This window comes from Pseudomonas sp. FDAARGOS_761 (assembly GCF_013343155.1).
GTDB lineage: Bacteria > Pseudomonadota > Gammaproteobacteria > Pseudomonadales > Pseudomonadaceae > Pseudomonas > Pseudomonas aeruginosa.
Window position 1 is genome coordinate 1,660,948 of sequence record NZ_CP054572.1, and the last position, 22,911, is coordinate 1,683,858.

The 22,911-nt window shown below is 68.1% G+C and carries 21 protein-coding genes; 8 read left to right on the top strand and 13 right to left on the bottom strand.

Features of this window, described 5'->3' with window-relative positions; translation table 11 throughout:
- From dsbE to FOC67_RS07935, 4 genes are read left to right on the top strand one after another with little or no spacing between them, the layout of a single operon-like run.
- Complete coding sequence (gene dsbE / locus FOC67_RS07920) at positions 1-543, top strand: thiol:disulfide interchange protein DsbE (RefSeq protein ID WP_003083138.1); 543 nt, start codon at positions 1-3, stop codon at positions 541-543.
- Positions 540-1,007 carry a cytochrome c maturation protein CcmH gene (ccmH, locus tag FOC67_RS07925; RefSeq protein ID WP_003114292.1) on the top strand — a complete coding sequence of 156 codons (468 nt, stop codon included), beginning with the start codon at positions 540-542 and terminating at the stop codon, positions 1,005-1,007. The genes dsbE and ccmH overlap by 4 nt, the downstream gene beginning before the upstream one ends.
- A complete protein-coding gene (ccmI, locus tag FOC67_RS07930) occupies positions 1,004-2,227 on the top strand; it encodes a c-type cytochrome biogenesis protein CcmI (protein WP_009314778.1) in 1,224 nt (407 codons plus the stop codon). Before ccmH ends, ccmI begins: the two co-directional genes overlap by 4 nt.
- Before the next feature lie 28 nt (positions 2,228-2,255).
- Complete coding sequence (locus FOC67_RS07935) at positions 2,256-2,672, top strand: hypothetical protein (protein ID WP_009314777.1); 417 nt, start codon at positions 2,256-2,258, stop codon at positions 2,670-2,672.
- Between the two features lie 3 nt (positions 2,673-2,675).
- Here FOC67_RS07935 and FOC67_RS07940 read toward each other — a convergent pair whose 3' ends face one another.
- The gene (locus FOC67_RS07940) at positions 2,676-3,482 is read right to left on the bottom strand and encodes a helix-turn-helix transcriptional regulator (protein WP_003083150.1); all 807 of its coding nucleotides are present in this window, start codon (positions 3,480-3,482) and stop codon (positions 2,676-2,678) included.
- 200 nt (positions 3,483-3,682) lie between these two features.
- Between FOC67_RS07940 and FOC67_RS07945 the strand changes: the two genes are divergently transcribed.
- Positions 3,683-5,050: an APC family permease gene (locus tag FOC67_RS07945; RefSeq protein WP_003110692.1), complete on the top strand. Its 1,368-nt coding sequence runs from the start codon at positions 3,683-3,685 to the stop codon at positions 5,048-5,050.
- A 13-nt stretch (positions 5,051-5,063) separates the two neighbouring features.
- Entirely contained in the window at positions 5,064-6,164 is a 1,101-nt protein-coding gene (locus tag FOC67_RS07950; RefSeq protein WP_003110693.1) for a P1 family peptidase, read from the top strand.
- A 7-nt stretch (positions 6,165-6,171) separates the two neighbouring features.
- Here FOC67_RS07950 and FOC67_RS07955 read toward each other — a convergent pair whose 3' ends face one another.
- From FOC67_RS07955 to FOC67_RS07970, 4 genes are all read right to left on the bottom strand, one after another.
- The gene (locus FOC67_RS07955; protein ID WP_003087165.1) at positions 6,172-7,587 is read right to left on the bottom strand and encodes a glycerol kinase; all 1,416 of its coding nucleotides are present in this window, start codon (positions 7,585-7,587) and stop codon (positions 6,172-6,174) included.
- 20 nt (positions 7,588-7,607) lie between these two features.
- On the bottom strand, positions 7,608-8,846 hold the full coding sequence (locus tag FOC67_RS07960; protein WP_009314776.1) for an NAD(P)/FAD-dependent oxidoreductase: 1,239 nt from the start codon (positions 8,844-8,846) through the stop codon (positions 7,608-7,610).
- Positions 8,833-10,242 (bottom strand): NAD(P)/FAD-dependent oxidoreductase, encoded by a 1,410-nt coding sequence (locus FOC67_RS07965; protein ID WP_009314775.1) that lies wholly within the window; start codon positions 10,240-10,242, stop codon positions 8,833-8,835. Before FOC67_RS07965 ends, FOC67_RS07960 begins: the two co-directional genes overlap by 14 nt.
- 184 nt (positions 10,243-10,426) lie before the next feature.
- Positions 10,427-11,203, bottom strand: a complete 777-nt coding sequence (locus tag FOC67_RS07970) for a DeoR/GlpR family DNA-binding transcription regulator (protein WP_003083169.1) — start codon at positions 11,201-11,203, stop codon at positions 10,427-10,429.
- A gap of 346 nt (positions 11,204-11,549) precedes the next feature.
- Here FOC67_RS07970 and eutH point away from each other — a divergent pair, with 346 nt between their 5' ends.
- A complete protein-coding gene (eutH, locus tag FOC67_RS07975) occupies positions 11,550-12,779 on the top strand; it encodes an ethanolamine utilization protein EutH (protein WP_009314772.1) in 1,230 nt (409 codons plus the stop codon).
- 60 nt (positions 12,780-12,839) lie between these two features.
- Positions 12,840-13,196 carry a DUF1937 family protein gene (locus tag FOC67_RS07980; protein ID WP_003087170.1) on the top strand — a complete coding sequence of 119 codons (357 nt, stop codon included), beginning with the start codon at positions 12,840-12,842 and terminating at the stop codon, positions 13,194-13,196.
- 81 nt (positions 13,197-13,277) lie between these two features.
- Here FOC67_RS07980 and FOC67_RS07985 read toward each other — a convergent pair whose 3' ends face one another.
- From FOC67_RS07985 to FOC67_RS08020, 8 genes are all read right to left on the bottom strand, one after another.
- Positions 13,278-14,276 carry a sulfate ABC transporter substrate-binding protein gene (locus FOC67_RS07985; protein ID WP_003087175.1) on the bottom strand — a complete coding sequence of 333 codons (999 nt, stop codon included), beginning with the start codon at positions 14,274-14,276 and terminating at the stop codon, positions 13,278-13,280.
- 128 nt (positions 14,277-14,404) lie between these two features.
- The gene (gene muiA / locus FOC67_RS07990) at positions 14,405-16,060 is read right to left on the bottom strand and encodes a mucoidy inhibitor MuiA (protein ID WP_009314771.1); all 1,656 of its coding nucleotides are present in this window, start codon (positions 16,058-16,060) and stop codon (positions 14,405-14,407) included.
- Between the two features lie 123 nt (positions 16,061-16,183).
- Positions 16,184-16,810, bottom strand: coding sequence for a hypothetical protein (locus FOC67_RS07995; RefSeq protein ID WP_003083175.1), 627 nt, complete (start codon positions 16,808-16,810; stop codon positions 16,184-16,186).
- Positions 16,797-17,648: an ion transporter gene (locus FOC67_RS08000; RefSeq protein WP_003083179.1), complete on the bottom strand. Its 852-nt coding sequence runs from the start codon at positions 17,646-17,648 to the stop codon at positions 16,797-16,799. The genes FOC67_RS07995 and FOC67_RS08000 overlap by 14 nt, the downstream gene beginning before the upstream one ends.
- 64 nt (positions 17,649-17,712) lie before the next feature.
- The gene (locus tag FOC67_RS08005) at positions 17,713-18,627 is read right to left on the bottom strand and encodes an urea transporter (protein WP_009314770.1); all 915 of its coding nucleotides are present in this window, start codon (positions 18,625-18,627) and stop codon (positions 17,713-17,715) included.
- Positions 18,628-18,993: 366 nt separating this feature from the next.
- A complete protein-coding gene (gene pyk / locus FOC67_RS08010) occupies positions 18,994-20,427 on the bottom strand; it encodes a pyruvate kinase (protein ID WP_023101381.1) in 1,434 nt (477 codons plus the stop codon).
- Position 20,428: 1 nt separating this feature from the next.
- On the bottom strand, positions 20,429-21,694 hold the full coding sequence (locus tag FOC67_RS08015; protein ID WP_009314767.1) for a glycerate kinase: 1,266 nt from the start codon (positions 21,692-21,694) through the stop codon (positions 20,429-20,431).
- Positions 21,695-21,990: 296 nt separating this feature from the next.
- Positions 21,991-22,881 (bottom strand): 2-hydroxy-3-oxopropionate reductase, encoded by an 891-nt coding sequence (locus tag FOC67_RS08020; protein WP_003087180.1) that lies wholly within the window; start codon positions 22,879-22,881, stop codon positions 21,991-21,993.
- Positions 22,882-22,911: the final 30 nt, after the last annotated feature.

Below are 22,911 nucleotides of genomic sequence, written 5' to 3' on the forward strand. Positions count from 1 at the left end.
TTGAAACGAGCGATTCTGCTGCTGCCGCTGGGGATCTTCCTGATCGTCGCGGTGTTCCTCTTCCGCGGCCTCTGGCTGGACCCCAGCGAGCTGCCCTCGGCGCTGATCGGCAAGCCGTTCCCGGCCTTCGACCTGCCCAGCGTGCAGGACCCGGCCCGGCGCCTGACCGAGGCCGACCTCAAGGGCAAGCCGGCGCTGGTCAACGTCTGGGGCACCTGGTGCCCGTCGTGCCGGGTCGAGCACCCGGAACTGACCCGACTGGCCGAGCAGGGCGTGGTGATCTACGGGATCAACTACAAGGACGACAACGCCGCCGCCATCAAGTGGCTGAACGAGCTGCACAATCCCTACCTGCTGAGCATCAGCGACGCCGACGGCACCCTGGGCCTGGACCTGGGCGTGTACGGTGCGCCGGAAACCTACCTGATCGACAAGCAGGGCATCATCCGCCACAAGATCGTCGGGGTGGTCGACCAGAAAGTCTGGCGCGAGCAACTGGCGCCGCTGTACCAGCAACTGCTGGACGAGCCGGAGGCCCGATGAAGCGTTTCCTCGCCACCGCGCTGCTCGGTCTCGCCCTCTGCGGCGTGGCCCGGGCCGCCATCGACACCTACGAGTTCGCCAGCGACGCCGAGCGCGAGCGCTTCCGCAACCTGACCCAGGAACTGCGCTGCCCGAAGTGCCAGAACCAGGACATCGCCGACTCCAACGCACCGATCGCCGCCGACCTGCGCAAGCAGATCTACGGCCAGTTGCAGCAGGGCAAGAGCGACGGCGAGATCGTCGACTACATGGTTGCCCGCTACGGTGACTTCGTTCGCTACAAGCCGCCGGTCAACGAGCGTACCTGGCTGCTCTGGTTCGGTCCGGGCGCCTTGCTGCTGTTCGGCGTGCTGGTGATCGGCGTGATCGTCCTGCGCCGCCGGCGCACCGCCGCCAAGGTGCAAACCACCCTGTCCGCCGAGGAGCAAGCGCGCCTCGCCAACCTGTTGAAGAACGACAAATGATCGATTTCTGGCTCGCTGCCGGCCTGCTGCTGCTGGCGGCCCTGGCATTCCTGCTGATTCCGCTGCTGCGTGGCCGTCGCGCCCAGGCCGAGGAAGACCGTACCGCCCTGAACGTCGCGCTTTATCAGGAGCGGATCGCCGAGCTGGCCGGCCAGCAGGCCGCCGGCACGCTGACCGCCGAGCAACTGGAGAATGGCCGCGCCGAGGCTGCCCGCGAACTGCTCGCCGACACCGAGGGCAGCGGCGAAGAGCGTAGCTCGCGCCTGGGCCGGGCGGTCCCGCTGGTCGCGGCGCTGCTGGTGCCGTTGGTCGCGCTCGGCCTGTACCTGCATTGGGGCGCCAGCGACAAGGTCGAGCTGGCCCGCGAATTCGCCCAGGCGCCGCACTCCATGGAAGAGATGACCGCGCGCCTGGAGCGCGCGGTACAGGCTCAGCCGGATTCCGCCCAGGGCTGGTACTTCCTCGGTCGCACCTACATGACCCAGGAACGCGGCGCCGATGCGGCGCGGGCCTTCGAACGCGCCGCCGAACTCAGCGGGCGGCAGCCGGAAGTGCTCGGCCAGTGGGCGCAGGCACTGTATTTCTCCGGTGGCAAGAAAATGACCGCGCAGATCAAGGCCCTGGCTGACGAGGCGCTGAAGGGCGACCCGGCCGAAGTGACCACCCTTGGCCTGCTCGGCATCGCCGCCTTCGAAGAGCAGCGCTACGCCGACGCCATCGGCTTCTGGGAGCGCCTGGTGTCGGTGTTGCCGAACGAGGACCCGGCACGCTCGGCGATCCAGGGCGGCATCCAGCGCGCCCGCGAGCGCATGACCGAGGCCGGGCAGACCCCGCCGGCGCCGGCCGCGCCCGCTGCCGCCGGGGTGACCCTGACGGTGAAGGTGGATATCAGCGACGCGGTGAAGGGCCAGGTCAAGGCCGACGACAGCGTGTTCATCTTCGCCCGCGCCGTCGGCGGCCCGCCGATGCCGTTGGCAGTGAAGCGCCTGACCGTCGCCGACCTGCCGGCCGAGGTCAGCCTGAGCGATGCCGACGCCATGATGCCGCAGCTCAAGCTCAGCGGATTCCCGCAGGTCGAGCTGGTCGCGCGGGTATCCCGCGCCGGCAACGCCATCTCCGGCGAATGGATCGGACGCGGCAAACCGTTGTCTACCGCCCAGTCGTCGGCGCAAGCGCTGACCATCGACGGCCCGGACCAGCCCCAGGCGGCCCGGCCATAACGACAACGGGTTGGCGGGAGGTGCGGCGGTGAAGGCGAAGTATCTGGGTCTGGCGATTCTCCTGGGCGGTCTCGGCGGGTGCGTGGTGCATCCGCCGCAGACCAGCGAACCGCCGGCCTCGCTGCCGCCGCAAAGCCAGCCGCAGCCCGGTCCGTCCAGCGCGCCCGGCGCCACCCCGCCGCCCATCACCCCGCAACCGCAGACTCCGGCGCAGCCCAGCCGCTCGCGTCCGCAGTTCGCCCCGCCGCCAGGCGGCAAGGGCGTCTGGGACGGCAGCCTGGGGGTCTATGTGATCCGCGGCGAGCGCGATCTCTACTACCGCCAGCGTACCTACTACCGCTGGGACGGCGGCTGGTTCTGGTCCACCAGCCCGCAGGGTCCCTGGACCGAGACCGACGCCCGCGGCATCCCGCCCGGTCTCAGCCGGCGCTACGCCAATCCATGACCCCTAGGGGTTCTCCGGGTCGTGCCCGAGCGACTGGATGAACAGCGAGAACAGTTCCGGTTGCGAGGAAATGTCCAGCTTGGCGTACAGGTGGCGCCGATGGACCTTGATCGTCTCCGGCGAGATCGCCAGGCGCTCGGCCATGGCCTTCGACGAGTAGCCGCGAAGGATCAGGCGGGCGATCTCCAGTTCCCGTTCCGATAGCACGCTGGCGCCGAAGTGGCTGAGGGCGTCGCGTATCTGCGTGGCCATCTCTTCCTGCGGTGCGGCCGGCAACAGGCGCTGGCTGCGCTGCTGCCAGTGCTGCTGCATCAGCGCCAGGACCCAGCTCGAGAGCAAGCCGAGCATCCCGCATTCCTCGTCGGCGAACATCCTCTGCATGCCCAACGACAGCGACAGCGCGCCCTGGCCGGGCACCTGTAGGATGAACTGCACCTCGTCCTCCAGAACGTTGTCGTGGAAGTAGCTAAGGTAGTACTCGCTCTGCCGGAAATGGTCCGGGGCGATCTCCTCGAGGCGGTACAGGCCGCTGGCCAGGCCTTCCCGGCAAGCCTGGTAGAAGGGGTCGAGCAGGTACAGCCCGTTCAGGTAGGCGAGCATCGAGGCCGGCCCGGCGTGCGGTTCGGCGTCGTATTCCTCCAGGGCCACCGGCACGCCGTTGGCGGGGTAGAAGATCGCCAGGGCGTTGTCGAACGGCAGGTGCTGGCGCAGCAGCAGGATCAATTGCTTCCAGAAGCGGTTGCCGCCGATCTGTTCGATGGCGCGGCCCAGGCTGGCGTGCATGCCGATGTCCCGGAACAGGGTGTGCATCCGTATTCGCTCCACGGTGGGTTTTCGCAGGCTCCGGTTTGCGGCTTTTCCACCCGCCGCGTCAAGGGGCGTAACCCCAAAGGGTGATTGGCCCGCCGGTTCCGCGCTCCTAGAGTCGGCGCATAACCAGCGCCCCGGCAAGGGGCCGCCGCGAGTCTCCGTTACTGCCTCAACTTCAATAACAATCAGAGGACAACGACATGAGCTCTTCCCCCGCGCCCGAAAGTGCGCTGAAACCCACCCTGGGCGTGTTCGACGTGGTCGCCATCACCGTTTCCGCGGTCACTCCCGCCAGTTCCGTCTTCGTCATCGCCCCTTTCGCCATCCAGCAGGCCGGCACCGGCGCTTTCTGGGCCTTCGCCCTGGCCGGGGTGCTGGCGCTGATGTTCGCCTGGTGCTATGCCGAGCTGGGCAGGGCGCACAGCACCGCCGGCGGCGAGTATGTCTACGCCAAGCGGGTGTTCGGCGGCTTGGCCGGCTACGCCACCTTCCTCACGGTGCTGGCGATGCTGCTGTTCATCCCGCCGGTGCTCGCCACCGGCGCGGCGACTTACCTGAACGCCGCCCTCGGCACCCACTTCGATGCGCAGACCGTGGCCCTGGCGATCGTTGCCTTCAGCTACCTGCTGGGCATCCTCAACATCCGCGTCAACGCCTGGGTCACGGGTACCTGCCTGCTGCTGGAAGTGGCGGCGCTGCTGGTGATCGTCGGCCTCGGTTTCGGCCATGCACAGCAACCGGCGAGCGTCCTGCTGCAGCCGCAGGTAGTCGGCGACGGCGGGCTGCTGGCGATCGCACCCTGGGCATTGGTGATCGGAGCGGTCGGTACCGCGCTGTTCTCCTACAACGGTTTCGGCGGCGCGGTGCTGCTCGCCGAGGACATGAAGGACGGCGGCCACAGCGTGCATCGCGCGGTGCTCTGGTCGCTGGCGCTGGTGGTGCTGATCGAGATCGTCCCGCTCGCCGCGCTGCTGATCGGCGCGCCGTCGCTCCCGGCGATGCTCGCCAGCCCCGACCCGATCGGCTATCTGTTGAACAGCCATGGCAACGAGACGCTGTCGCGCCTGGTCAGCGCGGGAATCTTCCTCTCGGTGTTCAACGCCATCGTCGCCATCGTCATCCAGAGCGCCCGGGTGATCTTCAGCAGCGGTCGCGACGCGCTCTGGATGCCGGCGTTGAACCGTGCCTTCACCCGTATCCATCCGCGCTGGGAATCGCCTTGGCTGGCCACGCTGTTCCTCGCCATTCCCTCGGCGGCGCTGAGCTTCAGCTCCAACCTGGCCGAACTGACCTCGTTCACCGTGTTGCTGATCGTCATGGTCTACCTGATCGTCGCCCTCTGCGCGCTGTTCAGCCGGGTGCTGCGGCGCGACCGCGAGCATCCCTACCGGATGCCGCTGTGGCCGCTGCCGGCGCTGCTGGCGGTGAGCGGGGCGGGATACCTGCTGCTCAACCTGTTCCTGGCGGCCTCGGCCAGGGACGTGATGATCATTGTCGGACTGCTGGCGGTGTCGGTGATTCTCTACTGCACCTACGGCAAGCTCAGTCCGGCGTTCCAGAAGCTTTGAAACAGGAGTCCGCATGCGCGCTCGACAACTTGGCATCACCCTCGGCCTGGGCACTCCCGGCCCGTTCAACGCGATCACCGACGTTCCCGGCGTGCGCGTCGGCCACAGCACCCTGAACCAGCGGATCAACGGCAGGCAGGTTCGCACCGGCGTCACCCTGGTCCAGCCGCGCGCCGGTGCGGCGCGCCTGCAACCCTGCTTCGCCGGCTGCCACGTGCTCAACGGCAACGGCGACGCCACGGGCCTGGAGTGGATCCGCGAAGCCGGCCTGCTGACCACCCCGATCGCCATCACCAATACCCACAGCGTCGGCGCGGTGCGCGACGCGCTGATCGCCGAGGAGCGCGCCGAACTCGGCGACAGCGGGCTGTACTGGTGCATGCCGGTGGTGATGGAGACCTTCGACGGCCTGCTCAACGATATCTGGGGCCAGCACGTCGGCGCCCGCCAGGTCGGCGAGGCGCTGGCCTGCGCCGAGTCCGGACCGGTCCGCGAAGGTTCGGTGGGCGGCGGCACCGGGATGATCTGCCACGAGTTCAAGGGTGGCATCGGTAGCGCATCGCGGCGGCTGCCGGCGGAGCAGGGCGGCTGGACGGTGGGCGCGCTGGTCCAGGCCAACCACGGCCAGCGTCGCGAGCTGCGGGTCGATGGCTATCCGGTCGGCCGCCGGCTGGGCGACATCCCCTCGCCGTTCAGCGAGGAAGGCACCCCGGGCATGGGCTCCATCGTGGTGATCCTGGCCACCGACGCGCCGCTGCTGCCGCACCAGTGCCAGCGCCTGGCGCAGCGCGCCTCGATCGGCATCGCTCGCACCGGCGGTGGCACCGAGGACTCCAGCGGCGACGTGTTCCTCGCCTTCGCCACCGGCAACCAGGACCTGCCGCCAGCCGACTATGCGCGCAAGGACCTGCCGCAGAGCACGCCGCTGCGGATGCTCAACAACGACCACATCTCGCCGTTGTTCGCCGCGGCGGCGGAGGCGGTGGAAGAAGCCATCGTCAACGTGCTGCTGGCCGGCGAGGACATGCGCACCGAGGACGGCCGGCTGGTGCCCGCGCTGAAGGGGGAGACGCTCCTGGCGGCGCTGCGCGAGACCGGCTGGCCGGGACGCTGAAAGCGGCTCAGCGCCAGCCGCGGGTGCGCGCCACCGCTTCGCTGAAACGCACCTGCCAGCGCCGGGCGGTGCCGGCGTCGACCCGCGGCTGGAACTCCGTGCGGGTGTTGCGCGGCTCCGCCAGCTCGTAGCCGAGGCCACGCGCGGCAAGGGCGGCGCAACCGAAGGCGGTGAGTTCGTCGAAGCGCTGGGTGACGATGCGCCGTTGCAGGCTGTCGGCGAGGAACTGGGCGAAGTAGGGGCTGCGCGCCAGGCCGCCGTCGATGGACAGGCGGTCGGTGACCTTCAGGTAGCCGTCCATCGCCTGGATCACCTCGGCGCTGCGCAGCACCACGCCTTCGAGCAGGGCCTGGCAGAGGTCCTCGCGGCGGGTGCCGGCGTCCATTCCCAGCCACATCGCGCCGGCGCTGCGGTCCCAGTGCGGGCATGCGAGTCCCGACAAGGCCGGGACGAAGGCCAGCCCGCGGTCGATGGCCGGCGGCCGGTCGAAGCCGGCCAGTTCCGAGAAGTCGCTGAACAGGCCAAGACGCCCGGCCCACTCGACTGCGGCGCTGGCATCGTAGACCCCGCCGTCCATGGCGTACACCGGCTTGCCATCGATCTGCCAGGCGATGGTGGCGAGCAGGCCTGTCTCCGGCGAGCGGATGATCCGCTCGCCGCTAAGGGTCAGGGCGAAGGCGCCGGTGCCGAAGGTGATCTTCGCATCACCGGGCTGGCGGCAGCCGTGACCGTAGAGCGAGGCCTGCTGGTCGACCACCGAGGCCGTCAGCGGAGTGTTGCCGATCACCCCGAAATGGCCGACGGTATCGCGGATTTCCGGCAGGCACTCGATCGGCACGCCGAACAGGGCGCACAGTTCGGGGTCCCAGCGGCCCTCGGCGAGGTTCATCAATGCGGTGCGCGAGGCGGTGGTGACGTCGGTGGCGAAGGTTCCGCACAAGCGGTCGAGAAACCAGGCGTCGCTGGTTCCCAGGCGCAGGCGGCCGGCCTCGAGAGCCCGGCGAGCGGCAGGAAGGTGCTCGACGATCCAGCCCAGCTTGCTGGCCGAGAAATAGGCATCGAGCGGCAGGCCGCTGCGTTCCAGGACCAGCGCCTCGGCGCCGCTGGCGCGTAGACGCTCGATGTGCGGGGTGGTGCGGTTGTCCTGCCAGACGATCAGCGGCGACAACGGCTCGCCGCTGCGGGCGTCCCAGGCCATGCAGCTTTCGCCCTGGTTGGCGAGGCCGATGGCGTCGACCCGGCCGCTGGCCTCCAGGCAGCGTTGCAGGTTGGCCAGCAGTTCCAGCGGATCGTGCTCGACCCAGCCGGACTGCGGATGATGTTGCTGGTGACGCAGCGCCAACTGAATATCGGCGCTGCCGTCCTGGCTGGCGACCAGCACGCGGGTACTGGTGGTTCCCTGGTCGAGGGCGGCGATTCGCATGGTCGGTTCTCTTCGCGGGTTCAGTGGCCGGAGGTGAGGAAGGCGACTTCCAGGCGCCGGGTGTCCGGCGGTAGGCGCAGGGCGGCCAGCGGCACCAGCAGGCGGCGCTCCGGCAGGCAGGACAGGGCGCGTTCCCACACCGGGCGACCATCGGCCAGTATCCGCAGGCGTCCGCTGGCGGCCTCGCTTACGCGTAGCTGTAGATGCGCCAGGCCGGGTGTCGGATCGTCCAGCAGCCGCTGCGGCACGCACAGCTTGAGCGGACCGCTGCAATCGATGGCGATACCGGGCGCGGCGATCGGCAGTTCGGCCCGCAGGTCGGCGGCCAGCAGGCCGGCTATCCTTCGTCCCTCGCGGAACGACCAGCCGGCGGTCTCGATCGGCCGGAGCAGGTTGCCGGCGGCGAAATAGGCGGGGTCGGAGCAGCGGCCGAACTGATCGATGCGCGGGCCGCCGCTGGCCGGGTCCAGTTCCAGGTGGCTGAGGCGGACCAGGCTCGATTCGGGAACGAAGCGTCCGCTGAGGAGGATGCCGTCGCAGGCGATCCGTTCGACCCGCCCGTCGCCCAGGCGTACCCGCGCCGCCTCGACCCGGCCGCGGCCTTCGATCTCCAGCAGCTCGCTGGAGAAGTGCATCGGTACTCCGCACAGCCTGGGAAACAACGATAGCGGCCAACGCGCGGTGGCCCGTGCGTTGCGTTCGAGCATGGCCACCGGGCGGATGCCGGCACGCCGGCAACTCATCACGGCGGACAGGCTGACCAGCTCGGTGCCGACGATCAGCGGCCGTTCGAACGGCTTCAGGCCTTGCAGATAGAGATAGGCTTGCAGCGCGCCGGTATTGATCACGCCCAGTGGCCGGTCGCCGCCCAGCAGGCGCGCCGAGCGTGGCGTCTCGCGTGCGCCGGTGGCCAGCAGCACGCGTGTCGCGCGCAGACTGCGCGGGCCTTCGGGGGTGGCCAGTTGCAGCAGACCGGCGGCGGCGAGAGCGACCACGCTATGGCGCAGGCGGATATCCACCCCGGCCCGTTCAGCCTGTTCGACGTTACGCAGCGCGTAGGCCGGGCCGGTCAACAGGCGGCCGTGCTCGCGCAGGCCGAACGGCGGATGCGCGCAATGCCGGGGTATACCGCCGGCCTCGCCGTCGCGCTCCAGCACGCAGACCCGGGCGACGCCTTGGCGGCGTAGTTCGATGGCGGCCGCCAATCCGGCGGGACCGCTGCCGACGATGGCGACGTCGACCTGTTCAGTGATGCTCATGGCAACTCCCGGTGGCGAGGGGCTGGGCGAGGCGGCCGGCGCTCAGCTCGGCGACCCGCGCGTTGCAGTAGAAACCCTGGCAGCGTCCCATGCAGGCGCGGGTGCGACGCTTCAGGCCGCCGAAGTCGCCGGCTGGCAGCGGGCCTTCCAGGGCGGCGAGGATTTCCCGGCGGGTGACCATCTCGCAGTGGCAGACGATCTCGTCGTAGCCGGGACGCTGCCAGTCGCGCGGCAGGTGTTCGGCGAGGTTCGGTACCTGCGGCCAGAGCGGCTCGCGAACCGCTTCGTGGAAGCGCCCACCCTGGTAGAGACGATAGACGTGGCGTGCGATGCCCAGCGCCGCGGTGAGACCGGTGGAACGGATGCCGCCGACACTGATCCAGTTGCGTCCGTCGACCTGGCGGATGCGGTATTCCTTCTTTTCGCTGGCCGGCCGCAACCCGGCGTAGGTGGCGGTGACCGGCATGCCGCGCAGGCCGGGGAGCCGCTCGACGGCGGCGTCTATCAGTCGCTGCAGGGTGTCGCTGTCGACCCGTGCCTGTTCGCGGTCGTCCTGTTCCTCGGCGGTGGGGCCGGCAAGCAGGTTGCCGAAGACAGTACGGGTGAATACCACGCCTTTGGTCCGCTCGTTGGGTACCGGCAGCAGGATGTGCCGCAGCAGCGCCGCGGCGGCCTTGTCGAAGACCACGAACTGGCCCTTGCGCGGATGGATGGCGAAGCTCGCCGCGCCGAGCAGGCGCTGTTCCAGTTGGTCACCGAAGAGTCCGGCGCAGTTGATTACCTGGCGCGCGCGCAGATCGCCGCGGCGGGTATGCAACAGCCATTCGCCGCCGTCGAAGGCGCCGTCCAGCACCTCGACGTTGAAACAGGCCTCGGCGCCATGGGCCTGCGCCTGTTGCAGATAGGCGAGCGGCGCGGACCAGGGGTCGATCAGATGCTCACCGGGGACCCGCACCGCACCGAGCACATTGCCGGCCAACTGCGGCTCCAGCGCCAGGACCTCGTCGCGACCGATCTGGCGGACGTCATCGACACCGTTGCCGTGGGCCTGCTCGACGATGGCCGGCAGGCGCGCCAGATCCTCGTCGCTCCATGCCGCCACCAGGGCGCCGGTTTCCAGCAGCGGCAGGTTGAGGCGCGCATGGATGTCGCGGTATTCGCGATAGCCCTCCTGCATGCAGGCCAGTTCGATGCTGCCGGGCGGCGCGTCGAAACCGGTATGGAGGATCGCGCTGTTGCCCTTGCTGGCACCGGAGAGGATGTCGGTGCTTTTTTCCAGCAGGACCACCCGCGCACCTTCCAGGGCGAAGCGGCGGGCCATGGCGCAACCCACCACGCCAGCGCCGATCACTGCAACGTCGAAGATCGCGGTCTTTGTCGCAAGCGGCTCAGTCATCGTTTCTGCCTGTTTCTTTTGGTATCAGTTTGCTTTTTGACCGTAACACTGAATTTTCACACAGAATTTTATGTGAAATTTGTTGTTTTAATGTGGCAACTGAAAAAGAAACAGTCAATCGATTAATCGACGGGCAGCCACCGGCACAGCCCCGGCCTGTCTCCGGGGCTGCCCGCGAGGGGAGTCAGGCCTGCGGGGTGCGCAGGGGGGCTTCGTGGACTTCCACCCGCGCCTGTTGCAGGGCTTCCCAGAGTTCCCCGGTAGGCTTGCGGTCGACCACCAGGCGGTTGATCCGGCTCAGCGGGAAGACCTGGAACAGGGCGCGCCGGCCGAGCTTCGAGGAGTCGGCGATAACCGTCAGTTGGCGGGCCTGGGCGATCATGGCACGGGCGATCTCGGCTTCCTCGATGGAAAAATCCATGGCGCCATCGCCGTTCAGCGCGCCGACGGTGATCACCGCATGCTCGGCGTTGAACCGGGCGATCTGCTCAATGGCCAGGGCGCCGACGTTCTGTTCGGATTCCGGGCGGTACTCGCCGCCGATCATGAATGCACGGTTGCCGGAGGCGCCGACGCTGCCGGCGATCAACAGCGAGTTGGTGATCACCGTCAGATGGCTCTGGCGCGCCAGTTCGCGGGCGAACAGCAGGGTGGTGGTGCCGGTGTCGATGAAGATGCTGTCACCGGGCCCGAACAGGCCGGCGGCGTAGCGGGCGACTGCGCGTTTTTCCTGGGCGTGCTCGTTCATTCGGGTCTGGAAGGCGTTCTCGTGCTCGCCGCTGGGCGGCAGGGCGGCCCCTCCGTGGAATTTGCTGACCAGGCCTTGTTCGGCCAGCGCGGCGAGGTCGCGGCGAATGGTTTCCTGGGAGGTGGAAAGGGTCCGCGCCAGTTCGTCCACCGAGATCCGCTCGCGCTGGCGCAGCAATTCGAGAATGTGGCGGCGGCGTTCCTCGGGGCGCATCGTGTTCTCCCATGGGCCGCATCCTGGTGCGGCGATTGTTACCGTGAATCGCCCGGTAGCGCCTGGCGGCGCTGGGCGGAAGGGGGCGGGGCGAGGCTTTGCGCAGGCCCGGCGGAAAATCCCACAGGTCCGTAAGGCAGGTATGCTCTTGGATTGGCCGCCTACTTGACCGTATGGGTGACCAATTTAGGTAAAACGAACCTTCAAATCAACACGAAAACCAAATTGTGGCACGCGAAATGCGAGTGTTCGCTTCGGCGGAGCGACCGGCGTGGCCGGCCTCCCGACCAGACAACCAGAAGAACGCATCCCGCTACGGGAGCCTGCCGAGGGGAGAACGACGCAGATGGCCGAGTTCGGAAACTATGTGATTTACCTGATCATGCTGGGTGCGGTACTTGGCGCGCTGGCTTCCATCCTGCGCCCGGAAAGCGGTCTGGGCCGCGAGTTCGTCAACGGCATCCACGCCATCGGTCCGGTGTTCCTCGCCCAGGCCGGCATCATGGTAGCCATTCCCTATCTGTCGAAGGCGATTTCCCATGCCCTCGGCCCGTTCTTCCAGACCCTCGGTTCCGACGTATCCATCGCCGCGCTGTCGATCATCGCGGTGGACATGGGCGGCTACCAGTTGGCCGATGCCCTGACCGCCAACCGCGACATGTGGATTACCGCCATGCTGGTGGGCTACACCTCCGGCGCGACCATCGTCTACCTGATCCCGGTCGGCCTGACCATGCTCGAGCGCAAGGACCACAAGTACCTGGCGCTGGGGGCGATGGCCGGGTTGATCAGCATTCCGTTCGCGGTGCTGGCGGCGTTGCTGCTGATTACCCTCAACCACATCCCGGTGCGCGAACTGGTATCGACCGGTTCGCCGGCCCTGCACTACCTGTCGCTGGACTTCCTCGGCATGCTTCGGCTGCTGGCGCCACTGTTCGTCTTCTGCTTCCTGCTGGCCGCCGGCCTGAAGTACCGGGCGACGGCGATGGTCACCGGGTTCCTGGTATTCGGCAAGGTGATGGACGCGTTCATCAAGATGGCCCTGGCGCTTTCCATCGTCCAGCACTTCACCGGAGTCTTCACCAAGGTCTTCGGCGGCTGGGACTTCGACCCGATGTTCGCCGACGAGAAAGAGTTGTTCCGCGCCATCGAGATCGCTGGCTACATCGGCATCATGCTGGCCGGGACCTTCCCCATCTGCTACCTGTTCCAGCGCTACTGCAAGCGCCCGATGGCGGTCCTCGGCCGTTACCTGGGGCTGTCCCAGCCGGGCGCCACCGCCTTTGTCATGGTGCTGGCGAACATCATCGCCACCTACCACCTGTTCAAATACATGAATGCTCGCGACAAGGTGCTTTGCGTGGCCCTGGGCGTCTGCGCCCAGGCCACCATCGGCGATCACCTGGCATTCACCGCCAACTTCCAGCCGACGCTGATCCTGCCGATCCTGCTCGGCAAATTGTTCGGTGGCCTGCTGGCGGTATTCATCGCCATCCGCATCTCGGTGCCTGCCGCCGAGCGCTATGCCCGGCAGGAGCATGACGAGGCGGAAAAAAGCGCCCTGCACGCAGCCTGAAACATCCCCCGACGAGCGCCGCGAGCCATCGCGGCGTCGCTTTTCCGCAACGAGGTAACCATGCGCAAGATATTCCTAGCCTGTCCTTACAGCCATGCCGACGCCGAGGTGGTCGAGCAGCGCTTCCGTGCCTGCAACGAGGTCGCGGCGACCATCGTCCGCGCCGGCCACGTGGTATTCAGCCAGGTCTCCATGTCCCACCCGATCAACCTGTGCCTGGCCGATCTCGACCGCGCGGCGATCGGCAGGTTGTGGGCGCCGGTGGACGCCTTCTACATGGATCACCTGGAAGAGCTGATCGTCCTCGACCTGCCGGGCTGGCGAGACAGCGCCGGCATCCGCCGCGAGATGGAGTTCTTCGAGGCCGGCGGACAGCGGGTGAGCCTCTGGTCCGAGGTGGAGCACGAGTTTCGCTGAGGCGGCAGTGGCTGAACTGCAAGCCGAATGAAAAAGCCGGAAGCGCGAGCGCTTCCGGCTTTTTCGTCGAGCGGCGAGGGATCAGTTGGGGCTGTAGATCTGGTCGAATACGCCGCCGTCGATGAAGTGGGTCTTCTGCACGCTGCGCCAGTCGCCGAAGGTCTTCTCCACCGAGAAGAAGTCGACTTTCGGGAAGCGGTCGGCGAACTTGGCGAGGATCTCCGGGTTGCGCGGGCGCAGGTAGTTGTTGGCGGCGATGGTCTGGCCCTCGTCCGACCACAGGTACTTCAGGTAGGCCTCGGCCTGGGCGCGGCTGCCTTTCTTCTCGACCACCTTGTCGACCACCGCCACGGGGGGCTCGGCCTCGGCGGACACGCTCGGGTAGACCACCTCGAAGCCGCCTCGGCCGAATTCGCGGGCGATCATCTCGGCTTCGTTCTCGAAGGTCACCAGTACGTCGCCGATCTGGTTCTGCATGAAGGTAGTGGTGGCGGCGCGGCCGCCGGTGTCGAGCACCGGTACCTGCTTGAACAGCTTGCCGACGAATTCCTTGGCCTTGTTCTCGTCACCGCCGTTCTTCAGCACGTAGCCCCAGGCGGAGAGATAGGTATAGCGGCCGTTGCCGGAGGTCTTGGGGTTCGGCACCACTACCTGGACGCCGTCCTTGAGCAGGTCCGGCCAGTCCTTCAGGGCCTTGGGGTTGCCCTTGCGAACGATGAACACGGTGGCCGAGGTGAACGGCGCGCTGTTGTTCGGCAGGCGGGTCGCCCAGTCCTTCGGCACCAGGCCGCCGTTGTCGGCGAGGGCGTCGATGTCGGTGGCCTGGTTCATGGTGATGACGTCGGCGGGCAGACCGTCGATCACCGAGCGCGCCTGCTTGCTGGAACCGCCATGGGACATCTGGATGGTGATGTTCTCGCCTTTCTCCGCTTTCCAGTATTTCTGGAAGGCCGGGTTGTATTCCTTGTAGAAGTCGCGCATCACGTCGTAGGAGACGTTGAGCAGGGGCTGGGCGGCGTGAGCGGCGCCGCCGAGCGCCAGGCCGGCGGCCAGCAGGGAGGCGCTGAACAGTCGTTTCACAGGGCAGTTCCTTTGGGCATGTTGTAGTGGCTCGACTATAACGTCGGGTTATATGCAGGGTAAATATCAAAAACTGCTTTGCTTATTACCCGCTCGAGCCTATGCCGCGGCCGGCGCTTTGGCCAGCGCTAGTCGAGGCCGCTGACCGCCAGGTCCTTGGGATACTCCACGCTGAACTTCAGGGTGGCGCTGCGTTTCTCGCCGGGTTGCAGGGTCCAGTCCCACTTCAGCTTGCCGTCGTCCTCGCGCTTGATTTCCTGCGCCTTGGGTTCCAGCAAGGTGACCTGGATCTGCTCGTTGCGCGAGACCGGCAACTGGTCCTCGAACTGCACGCGTTCGGCGTTCTTGTGGTTGTTGCGCACGTCGATGCGGAATTCGTAGTTGACCCGCGTGCGGTTGCCGATCAGGCCGCTGCTGTCGGTGTAGCGCTTGACCAGCTTGCGTTCGATGCCGATGCCCTCGTCGGCGCCCAGTGCCAGTTCGAAGCTTTCCCCGGGCATCACCCCGCGCAGATGGCCGCTGGCGACGAAGCTGTTGCCGAGAAAGGTATTCAGGGTGCCGGGGAGCAGCGGGTAGTCGCTGTCGTTGCGGGTTTCCGCCTCCAGGTAGGCGGTTTCGCGCAGGGCCGGGGCCGCCAGGTAGCGCAGCTTGGCCGGCATTTCCAGGCGGGCGATGGTGACCTTCTGCGCGCTGCCGTCGCTGTTCAGGGTCGCCGGCACGGGGATGTGGAAAGAGGCGCTGGCGGCTCCGCTGCTGACCTCCGCGGTGGCGAGCCGCGCCTCGGCCAGCTTCGGCGCCGAGGCCGGCATGGCCATCTTCGCCGAGGTCCTGGCGATGGGCGCGGCTTGCGGCATGGGCGCCGGAGCGTCCTGCATGGCCATCTCGGCACCGTAGTAGGCGTTGGGCGCGTCGATGTCGACGATCCAGGGATTCAGCCGCGGTACGTTGCCGCCCAGGGCCGGACGGGCGGTGGAGAGGGTCAGGTCGATGTCGGTCCAGTCTTCGCCGCTGCTCTGCCGGACCAGGCCCTGGTAGGTCAGTTCGATGGTCTTCGCGCCGTCGCGCAGGCGCGCGTCGTAGGTCGGCTGCCAGGAGGCGTCGCGCAGGGTGTAGTCGAGCTTCACCTCGACCTGTGCCGGTTGCTCCAGGGCGACCCGCAGGACCGCGCGCTTGAAGCGCTTGCCGTCGCCGTTGAGGGTGCCGCGCTGCTCCTGCAACTGCTGCTTGCGCTGTTCCAGTTCGGCGGCGCGGTCGTCCAGCTGGCGCTGCTCGGCGAGCAGGCGTTCGAGGTTGCCTTCGGTCAGTTGCAGCAGGCTCTTCAGCTCGTCGATGCCGGGCATGGGGCGATCCTTGCCGGGCTGGGTGCTGCCGCTCTGGATGTCGGCGAGGAACTTCTTCTGCGCTTCGAGCACGCTGCCGCGGTCATGGATTTCCCGCAGTTGCCGGTCTATCTCGCGCAGTTGCTGGTCGAGCTGCTGCACACGGTTGTCGTCCGGGCGCTCGACCCGTTGCGCGGCGCTGCTGACGTCGAGCAGGGTGGCGGCGGCGCTGGCGCCGAGGGACGCGCGCAGGCTGGCGTCGTCGAGCTGGAAGGGCAGTTGCTCCAGGGCGATCTCATGCTGGCCCTTGGGCAATTGCAGGCGGGCGGTGCGGGTGACCACGGCACGGTCGGCGTAGACGGTGACCGCGCTGATGCGGCTGTCGACCGCTTGTGGCGCGGCCAGCAACGGAGCGCTGGCGAACAGGCCGGCGAACAGGAGCGGAGAGGCGGCGAGTCGATTCACGATATCTCTTCCTTGGGCGGATGGAGGGGCGAGGAACCCGTGCGTGCGGTCCCTTCCTGCTGCCTGAGACGCAAGCGCGGTGAAAGACGGGTTAAGCGGCGCGAAGAAATTTTCCCGTGCGGCTCAGGCCGGCTGTTCCAGGCGCTCCAGGGCACCGCGCAGGTTGGCGCGGGCGGCGGCCTCCCAGCGCTGCCGCAGCGGTTCGCAGTGGTACAGCGCCGGTTGCTCCAGCAACTGGCGCAGCAACTTGCCGCGCCCGGCGCGGAACAGCGGTTCCGGCACCCAGGCGTATTCGGCGCGGACGTCCGCCTCGTAGCGTGCGTAGACCGGCGCCGGCGCGGCGAGGATGGCGAGGTCGAGATCCACCACCAGGGCTGCGTCGGCGTCTCCCGGCGGCGCCTGGTGACAGGTGGCCATGATCAGTTCGCGCAGGGCCGGCCGCAGCGCCGCCAGCCCGGCCTGGTCGAGCCAGCGCTCGGTGCTGGCGGCGCTGGCGGCCTCGTTGTCCTGGCGCTGGGTGTCGTAGACCAGGTCGTGGGTCCACAACGCCAGCTCCACCAGGTCCGGCCGCCGCGCCAGTTGGCGCCAGCGGTCGAAGTGCTCCAGGCAGGCGAGGATGTGGCGATCGCTGTGGTAGTGCCGGTCGGCCCCGCCATAGGCCGCCAGCAGCGCGTCGAAGGCATCCGCCGGCGGGTTGCCGCCGAGTCGCTGCCAGAGGGCGTCCCAGCGCTGCCGGTCAAGACTTCCCATGGCTGCCTTCCTCGCGAGGGAACAACGGGTTGCCGCAGCGGCAGCAGAATGCCGCCTGCACTTCGTGGGTCGCCTTGCGGCACACCGGGCAATCCCGCTGCAACAGGTTGGCCGGGTCCTGGCGCATCGCGGTGGCGAGTTCGGCGGTGAAGATCCCGGTGGGCACCGCGATGATCGAGTAGCCGGTGAGCATCACCAGGCTGGCGATGGCCTGGCCGAGCGGGGTCTTCGGGGTGATGTCGCCGAAGCCGACCGTGGTCAGGGTGACGATCGCCCAGTAGATGCCGCGGGGGATGCTGGTGAAACCGTGCTCCGGGCCTTCGACCACGTACATCAGCGCGCCGAACACGGTGACCAGGGTCATCACGGTGAGGAAGAACACGATGATCTTCTGCTTGCTGCCGCGCAGGGCGGTGAGCAGGAAATTGGCCTGGCTCAGGTACTGGCGCAGCTTGAGCACGCGGAAGATCCGCAGCATGCGTATCACCCGGACGATCAGCAGGTACTGGGCGTCGGGGTAGAGCAGGGCGAGGAAGCCGGGGAGGATCGCCAGCAGGTCGACCAGGCCGTAGAAGCTGAAGGCATAGCGCAGCGGCTTGGGCGAGCAGTACAGGCGCAGCAGGTATTCCACCAGGAAGATGCCGGTGAAGCCCCATTCGATGTAGGCCAGCAGGTCGCCGTAGTCCTGGTGGATCTCGTCGATGCTGTCGATCATCACTACCAGCAGGCTGGCCAGGATCACCAGCAGCAGCGCGCTGTCGAAGCGCCGGCCGTCGCGGGTGTCGGTCTGGAAGATGACGATGTAGAGGCGTTCGCGCCAGCTGTCGGGTGCGCTCATCGTGGCTCCTGATGATGGATGCGGCACCTTACCAGACTAGCCCGCCGGCGCCAGCGTTCCCCGCTCAGGAGCGCCGCCGGCCGAGGCGCGCGCCGAGGCTGCCGGCCAGGCGCAGGTAAAGGCGCTCGCCGCCGATGCAGAGCAGGCAGGCGAGGATGAACGGTGCGGTCAGCGCCGGCAGGCCGAGCAGGCCGAACAGCGGTTGCAGCGCCACCGCCAGGCCCATGCCGAGCAGTGGCGGCCAGACGCTGCGGTAGCGCAAGGCCAGGGCCAGCCCGGCAAGAGCGGCGTTCAGGCCGTAGAGCCCGGCGAGCGCGCTCGCCCAGTCGTAGCCCAGCAGCCAGGCCAGCGGCAGGCTGGCCGCGGCGCCGGCGAGGGCCCAGGCGGCCGAGGGACGCGAGACCAGCAGCAGGCCGAGCCAGACCAGCAGCCCTGCCAGCGGTTCACCGAGGAAGATGATCTCGCCGATCCCCAGCGTTAGCGCCGCCAGCTCCGCCGTGCCGCTCCAGGCGCAGCTGAAGCAGCCGCCATGGGCCGCCGGGGCCAGGCCTAGCCAGGCGCCGAGGGGCACCAGCCACCAGCCGTTGAGGACGAAGCCAAGGGTATAGGGCGGTAGCCAGCGGCGTCGGCGCAGCCCATGCAGGAACAGGCGCTGCAACGCCACGCTGGCCAGGCAGCCGAGCGCTACCAGCGACACCAGTCCCGGCGACCAGGCGAAGCGGAATGCCAGCAGCATGCCGATCAGCACGGCGTTGTAACCGTACAGCCCGGCCTCGATGTCGCTGTCGGCGCAACGCAACAGGTGAGCCAGCAACGGGCCGAGGGCGCCGCCAAGGAGGGCGCCGGCGAGCAGCGGCGGTGCGCCGACGGCGATCGCCAGCAGACAGGCCAGGCCCAGGCGTGGGTCGCCCTGGAGGAACACCTGGCTGATGCCGCGCAGGAGGATTCGGGATGCATTGAGGAGAGGTTGCAGGGGCATGGCGGTCAGTGCGGCAAGGGCCGCTCGGCAGGCACGGAGATGCCAGGCCTGCGCGAGGGGCGGGGGCGGTCATTGTAGGGTCTGGCGCGGAGGCGACGCACCCCGGACGAGAAGGCCAGGCGAGGGTCATGCATGCAGGGCGTTCCAAGAAGAAAAAAAGACCTCCGGCAGGAGTTGAACCGGAGGCCTTGAATGTCCATGGCCTGCATGGGAGTGCGCGAGGGAGGCCATGGTCCGACAAGAAGGTCTTTCCCGGATGGATGGAGACGCGGCCCCGTATTTCCGGCCCCATCCATCCGAGAGAGACAAGGGTGGCCCGACCCGCATGCCCGGGGGGACGGCGCGAGCCGGACCGAACTCGTTGCTTCAGAGATCTCCCAGCGGCGGCGCCACGGTCTCGATGCGCAGCATGTTGGTCGAGCCGGGGCGACCGAACGGCACGCCGGCGGTGACCACCACGGTGTCGCCGCGGCGCGCCATGCGCTGGGCCAGGGCGATGTCGAGGGCGGTCGAGCAGATCTCGTCGACGTGCGCCAGTTGCTCGTTGACCACCGAATACACGCCCCAGGCCACGGTCAGTCGCCGCGCGGTACGCAGGTTCGGGGTCAGGCTGAGGATCGGCGCCTTGGGCCGCTCGCGGGCGGCGCGCAGGGTCGAGTTGCCCGACTCGGTGTAGTTCACCAGCACCGCCACCGGGAGGATCCGGCTGACCCGGCGGATCGCGCAGCTGATCGCATCGGAGACGGTAGCGTCGGGCTGCGGACGGTTGACCTCGAGCTGGACGTGGTAGTCCGGCTCGGCCTCCACCTGGCGGACGATCTTCGCCATTATCTCTACCGCCTCGCGAGGGTATTGTCCGGAAGCGGTTTCCGCCGAGAGCATCACCGCGTCGGCGCCGGCGCCCACCGCGGTGGCTACGTCGGTCACCTCGGCGCGGGTGGGGGCGGGGGAGAAGCGCATCGACTCGAGCATCTGGGTGGCCACCACCACCGGCTTGCCGAGCTGGCGGCAGACCTGGACGATGCGTTTCTGGATGCCCGGCACGCTCTCCGCCGGCACCTCTACGCCGAGGTCGCCGCGCGCCACCATGATCGCGTCGGCGCGCTCGGCGATCGCCTCGATGGCGCTCACCGCGCTGGGCTTCTCGATCTTGGCCATGAGGAAGGCCTTGTCGCCGATCAGCCCACGGGCCTCGTCGATGTCCTCCGGGCGTTGCACGAAGGACAGCGCCACCCAGTCGACCCCCAGTTCCAGGCCGAAGGCCAGGTCGCGGCGGTCCTTGTCGGTCAGCGGGCTGAGTTGCAGCACCGCTTCCGGCACGTTGACGCCCTTGCGATCGGACAGCTCGCCACCCACCGCCACGCGGGTCTCGATGGCGTCGCTGTGGCAGTTGACCACTTCCAGGCGGATCTTGCCGTCGTCCAGTAGCAGGCTCATGCCCGGTTCCAGGGCATGGATGATCTCCGGATGCGGCAGGTTGACCCGCCGCTCGTCGCCGGGGGCGTCGCTGAGGTCGAGGGTGAAGGTCTGCCCACGCTGCAATTGCACGGCACCGGCGGCGAAGCGGCCGACTCGCAGCTTCGGACCCTGCAGGTCCATGAGCACGCCGATCGGGTAGTTCAGTTCCGCTTCCACCTCGCGCACCCAGGCGAAGCGCTGCGCGTGATCGGCGTAGTCGCCGTGGCTGAAGTTCAGGCGGAACAGGTTGGCGCCGGCCTCCACCAGGGCACGGATATCGTCGCGGCTGCGGGTGGCCGGGCCGAGGGTGGCGAGGATCTTGGCTTTCTTGTCGGCTGTCATGTCAGGACTCGAGGATGAGAATGGCGCGGAAGTCGTTCACGTTGGTGCGGGTCGGTCCGGTCACCAGCAGGTCGCCGAGGGTCTGGAAATAGCCGTAGCCGTTGTTGTCGTCGAGCTCGTCGCGGATCTTCAGCCCGGCCTTTTCGCCGCGCGCATGGGAGCAGGGCGTCATCAGCGCGCCGGCGTTGTCTTCCGAGCCGTCGATGCCGTCGGTGTCGCCGGCCAGGGCCCAGATGTTCGGTTCGCCCTTTAGCTCGGCGGTGAGGCTGAGGAGGAACTCGGCGTTGCGTCCGCCGCGACCGTTGCCGCGCACGGTGACGGTGGTCTCGCCGCCGGAGAGGATCACGCAGGGCGCCGCCAGCGGCTGGCCGTGCTTGCGGATCTGCCGGGCGATGCCGGCGTGGACCTTGGCGACTTCCCGCGCCTCGCCCTCCAGGTCGCCGAGGATCAGCGTCGAGAAGCCGGCCGCGCGGCACTTCACCGCTGCTGCGTCGAGGGCGTTCTGTGGCGTGGCGATCAACTGGAAGTGGCTGCGCGCCAGGCGCGGGTCGTCGGGCTTGACGGTTTCCGAACGCGGGTCGGCGAGCCAGTCGAGGACGTTCTGCGGTACGTCGATGGCGTAGCGCCTGAGGATCGCCAGGGCGTCGGCGGAGGTGGTCGGGTCGCCGACGCTGGGGCCGGAGGCGATCACCGTGGCCTCGTCGCCGGGAACGTCGGAAATCGCGTAGGTATAGACGCTGGCCGGCCAGCAGGCCTTGGCCAGGCGACCGCCCTTGATCGCCGAGAGGTGCTTGCGCACGCAGTTCATCTCGCCGATGGCGGCGCCGGACTTGAGCAGCGCCTTGTTCACCGCCTGCTTGTCCGCCAGGCCAATGCCTTCGGCAGGCAGCGAAAGCAGTGCGGAGCCGCCGCCGGAGAGAAGGAAGATCACCCGGTCGCTCTCGTTCAGGCCGCTGATCAGTTCCAGCACGCGACGGGCGACGCGCTCGCCGGCGTCGTCGGGCACCGGATGGGAGGCTTCCACCACCTCGATGCGACTGCATTGCGCGCCGTAGCGGTAAGGCGCCACTACCAGGCCCTGGATCTCGCCCTGCCAGTGCTTCTCCACCACTTCGGCCATGGCTCCGGCGGCCTTGCCGGCACCGATGACGATGGCGCGCCCGCTGCGATCTTCCGGCAGGTGGTCGGCCAGCACCTGGTAGGGATGGCCGGCTGCCACCGCGGTATTGAACAGCTCGGTGAGAAAGGCGCGTGGATCGGTACTCATGACAGGCTCCGAATTTCTTGTTGTCGTGCCGCCGGTCGGACCGGCGGTCGCAGCGTCGTCGACGCTTCCATTCCGCAGCACCCGCGCCGGCGGGAACTGGGGAATGGAAGCGAGGCGCCCGGACGCAGAGGCCGTGAATCTCCCGGCCGGGCGTTCGCTTCCTTTACCCCGCCTTGTGGGCGGGGAAGGAAGAGGGCGGCGGCGAACACCGGAGTTCGCCGACCGTTCCTCTCCCCGAGCCCTTCGAAAAGGGGTTCGTCGCTCCGCGCGGGGTGACGGCCCGCGCGGACTGCGGATCACTCGTCGCGGATCGAGAAGTTGGCCATGTGCTCCAGGCCCTTGATCAGCGCCGAGTGGTCCCAGTTACTGCCGCCGATGGCCGCGCAGGTGCTGAACACCTGCTGGGCGTTGGCGGTGTTGGGCAGGTTCAGGTTCAGCTCGCGGGCGCCGGCCAGGGCCAGGTTGAGGTCCTTCTGGTGCAGGCTGATGCGGAAGCCCGGGTCGAAGGTGCCCTTGACCATGCGTTCGCCGTGCACCTCGAGGATCCGCGAGGAGGCGAAGCCACCCATCAGCGCCTCGCGCACCTTGGCCGGATCGGCGCCGTTGCGGGCGGCGAACAGCAGGGCCTCGGCGACCGCCTGGATGTTCAGCGCGACGATGATCTGGTTGGCCACCTTGGCGGTCTGGCCGTCGCCGTTGCCGCCGACGCGGGTGATGTTCTTGCCCATCGCCTGGAACAGCGGCAAGGCGCGTTCGAAGGTGTTCGGGCAGCCGCCGACCATGATGCTCAGGGTCGCCGCCTTGGCGCCGACCTCGCCGCCGGAGACCGGGGCGTCCAGGTACTGCGCGCCGGTAGCCTTGATCTTCTCGGCGAAGCCCTTGGTGGCGGTGGGGGAGATCGAACTCATGTCGATCACCACCTTGTTCGGGCCGACGCCCTCGGCGATACCGTCCTTGCGGAACAGCACATCCTCGACCTGCGGGGTGTCCGGCACCATGACGATGATGAACTCGGCTTCCTGGGCCACTTCCTTCGGGTTGGCCAGGGCAATGGCGCCGGCCTCCAGCAGGTCGGCCGGAGCGGCGTCGTGGTGGGTGGAAAGGAACAGGCTGTGGCCGGCCTTCTGCAGGTTCTGCGCCATGGGCTTGCCCATGATTCCGGTGCCGATGAATCCGATCTTGGCCATGAGAGTGTCTCCTGGTTCTGTCTGTCGAGT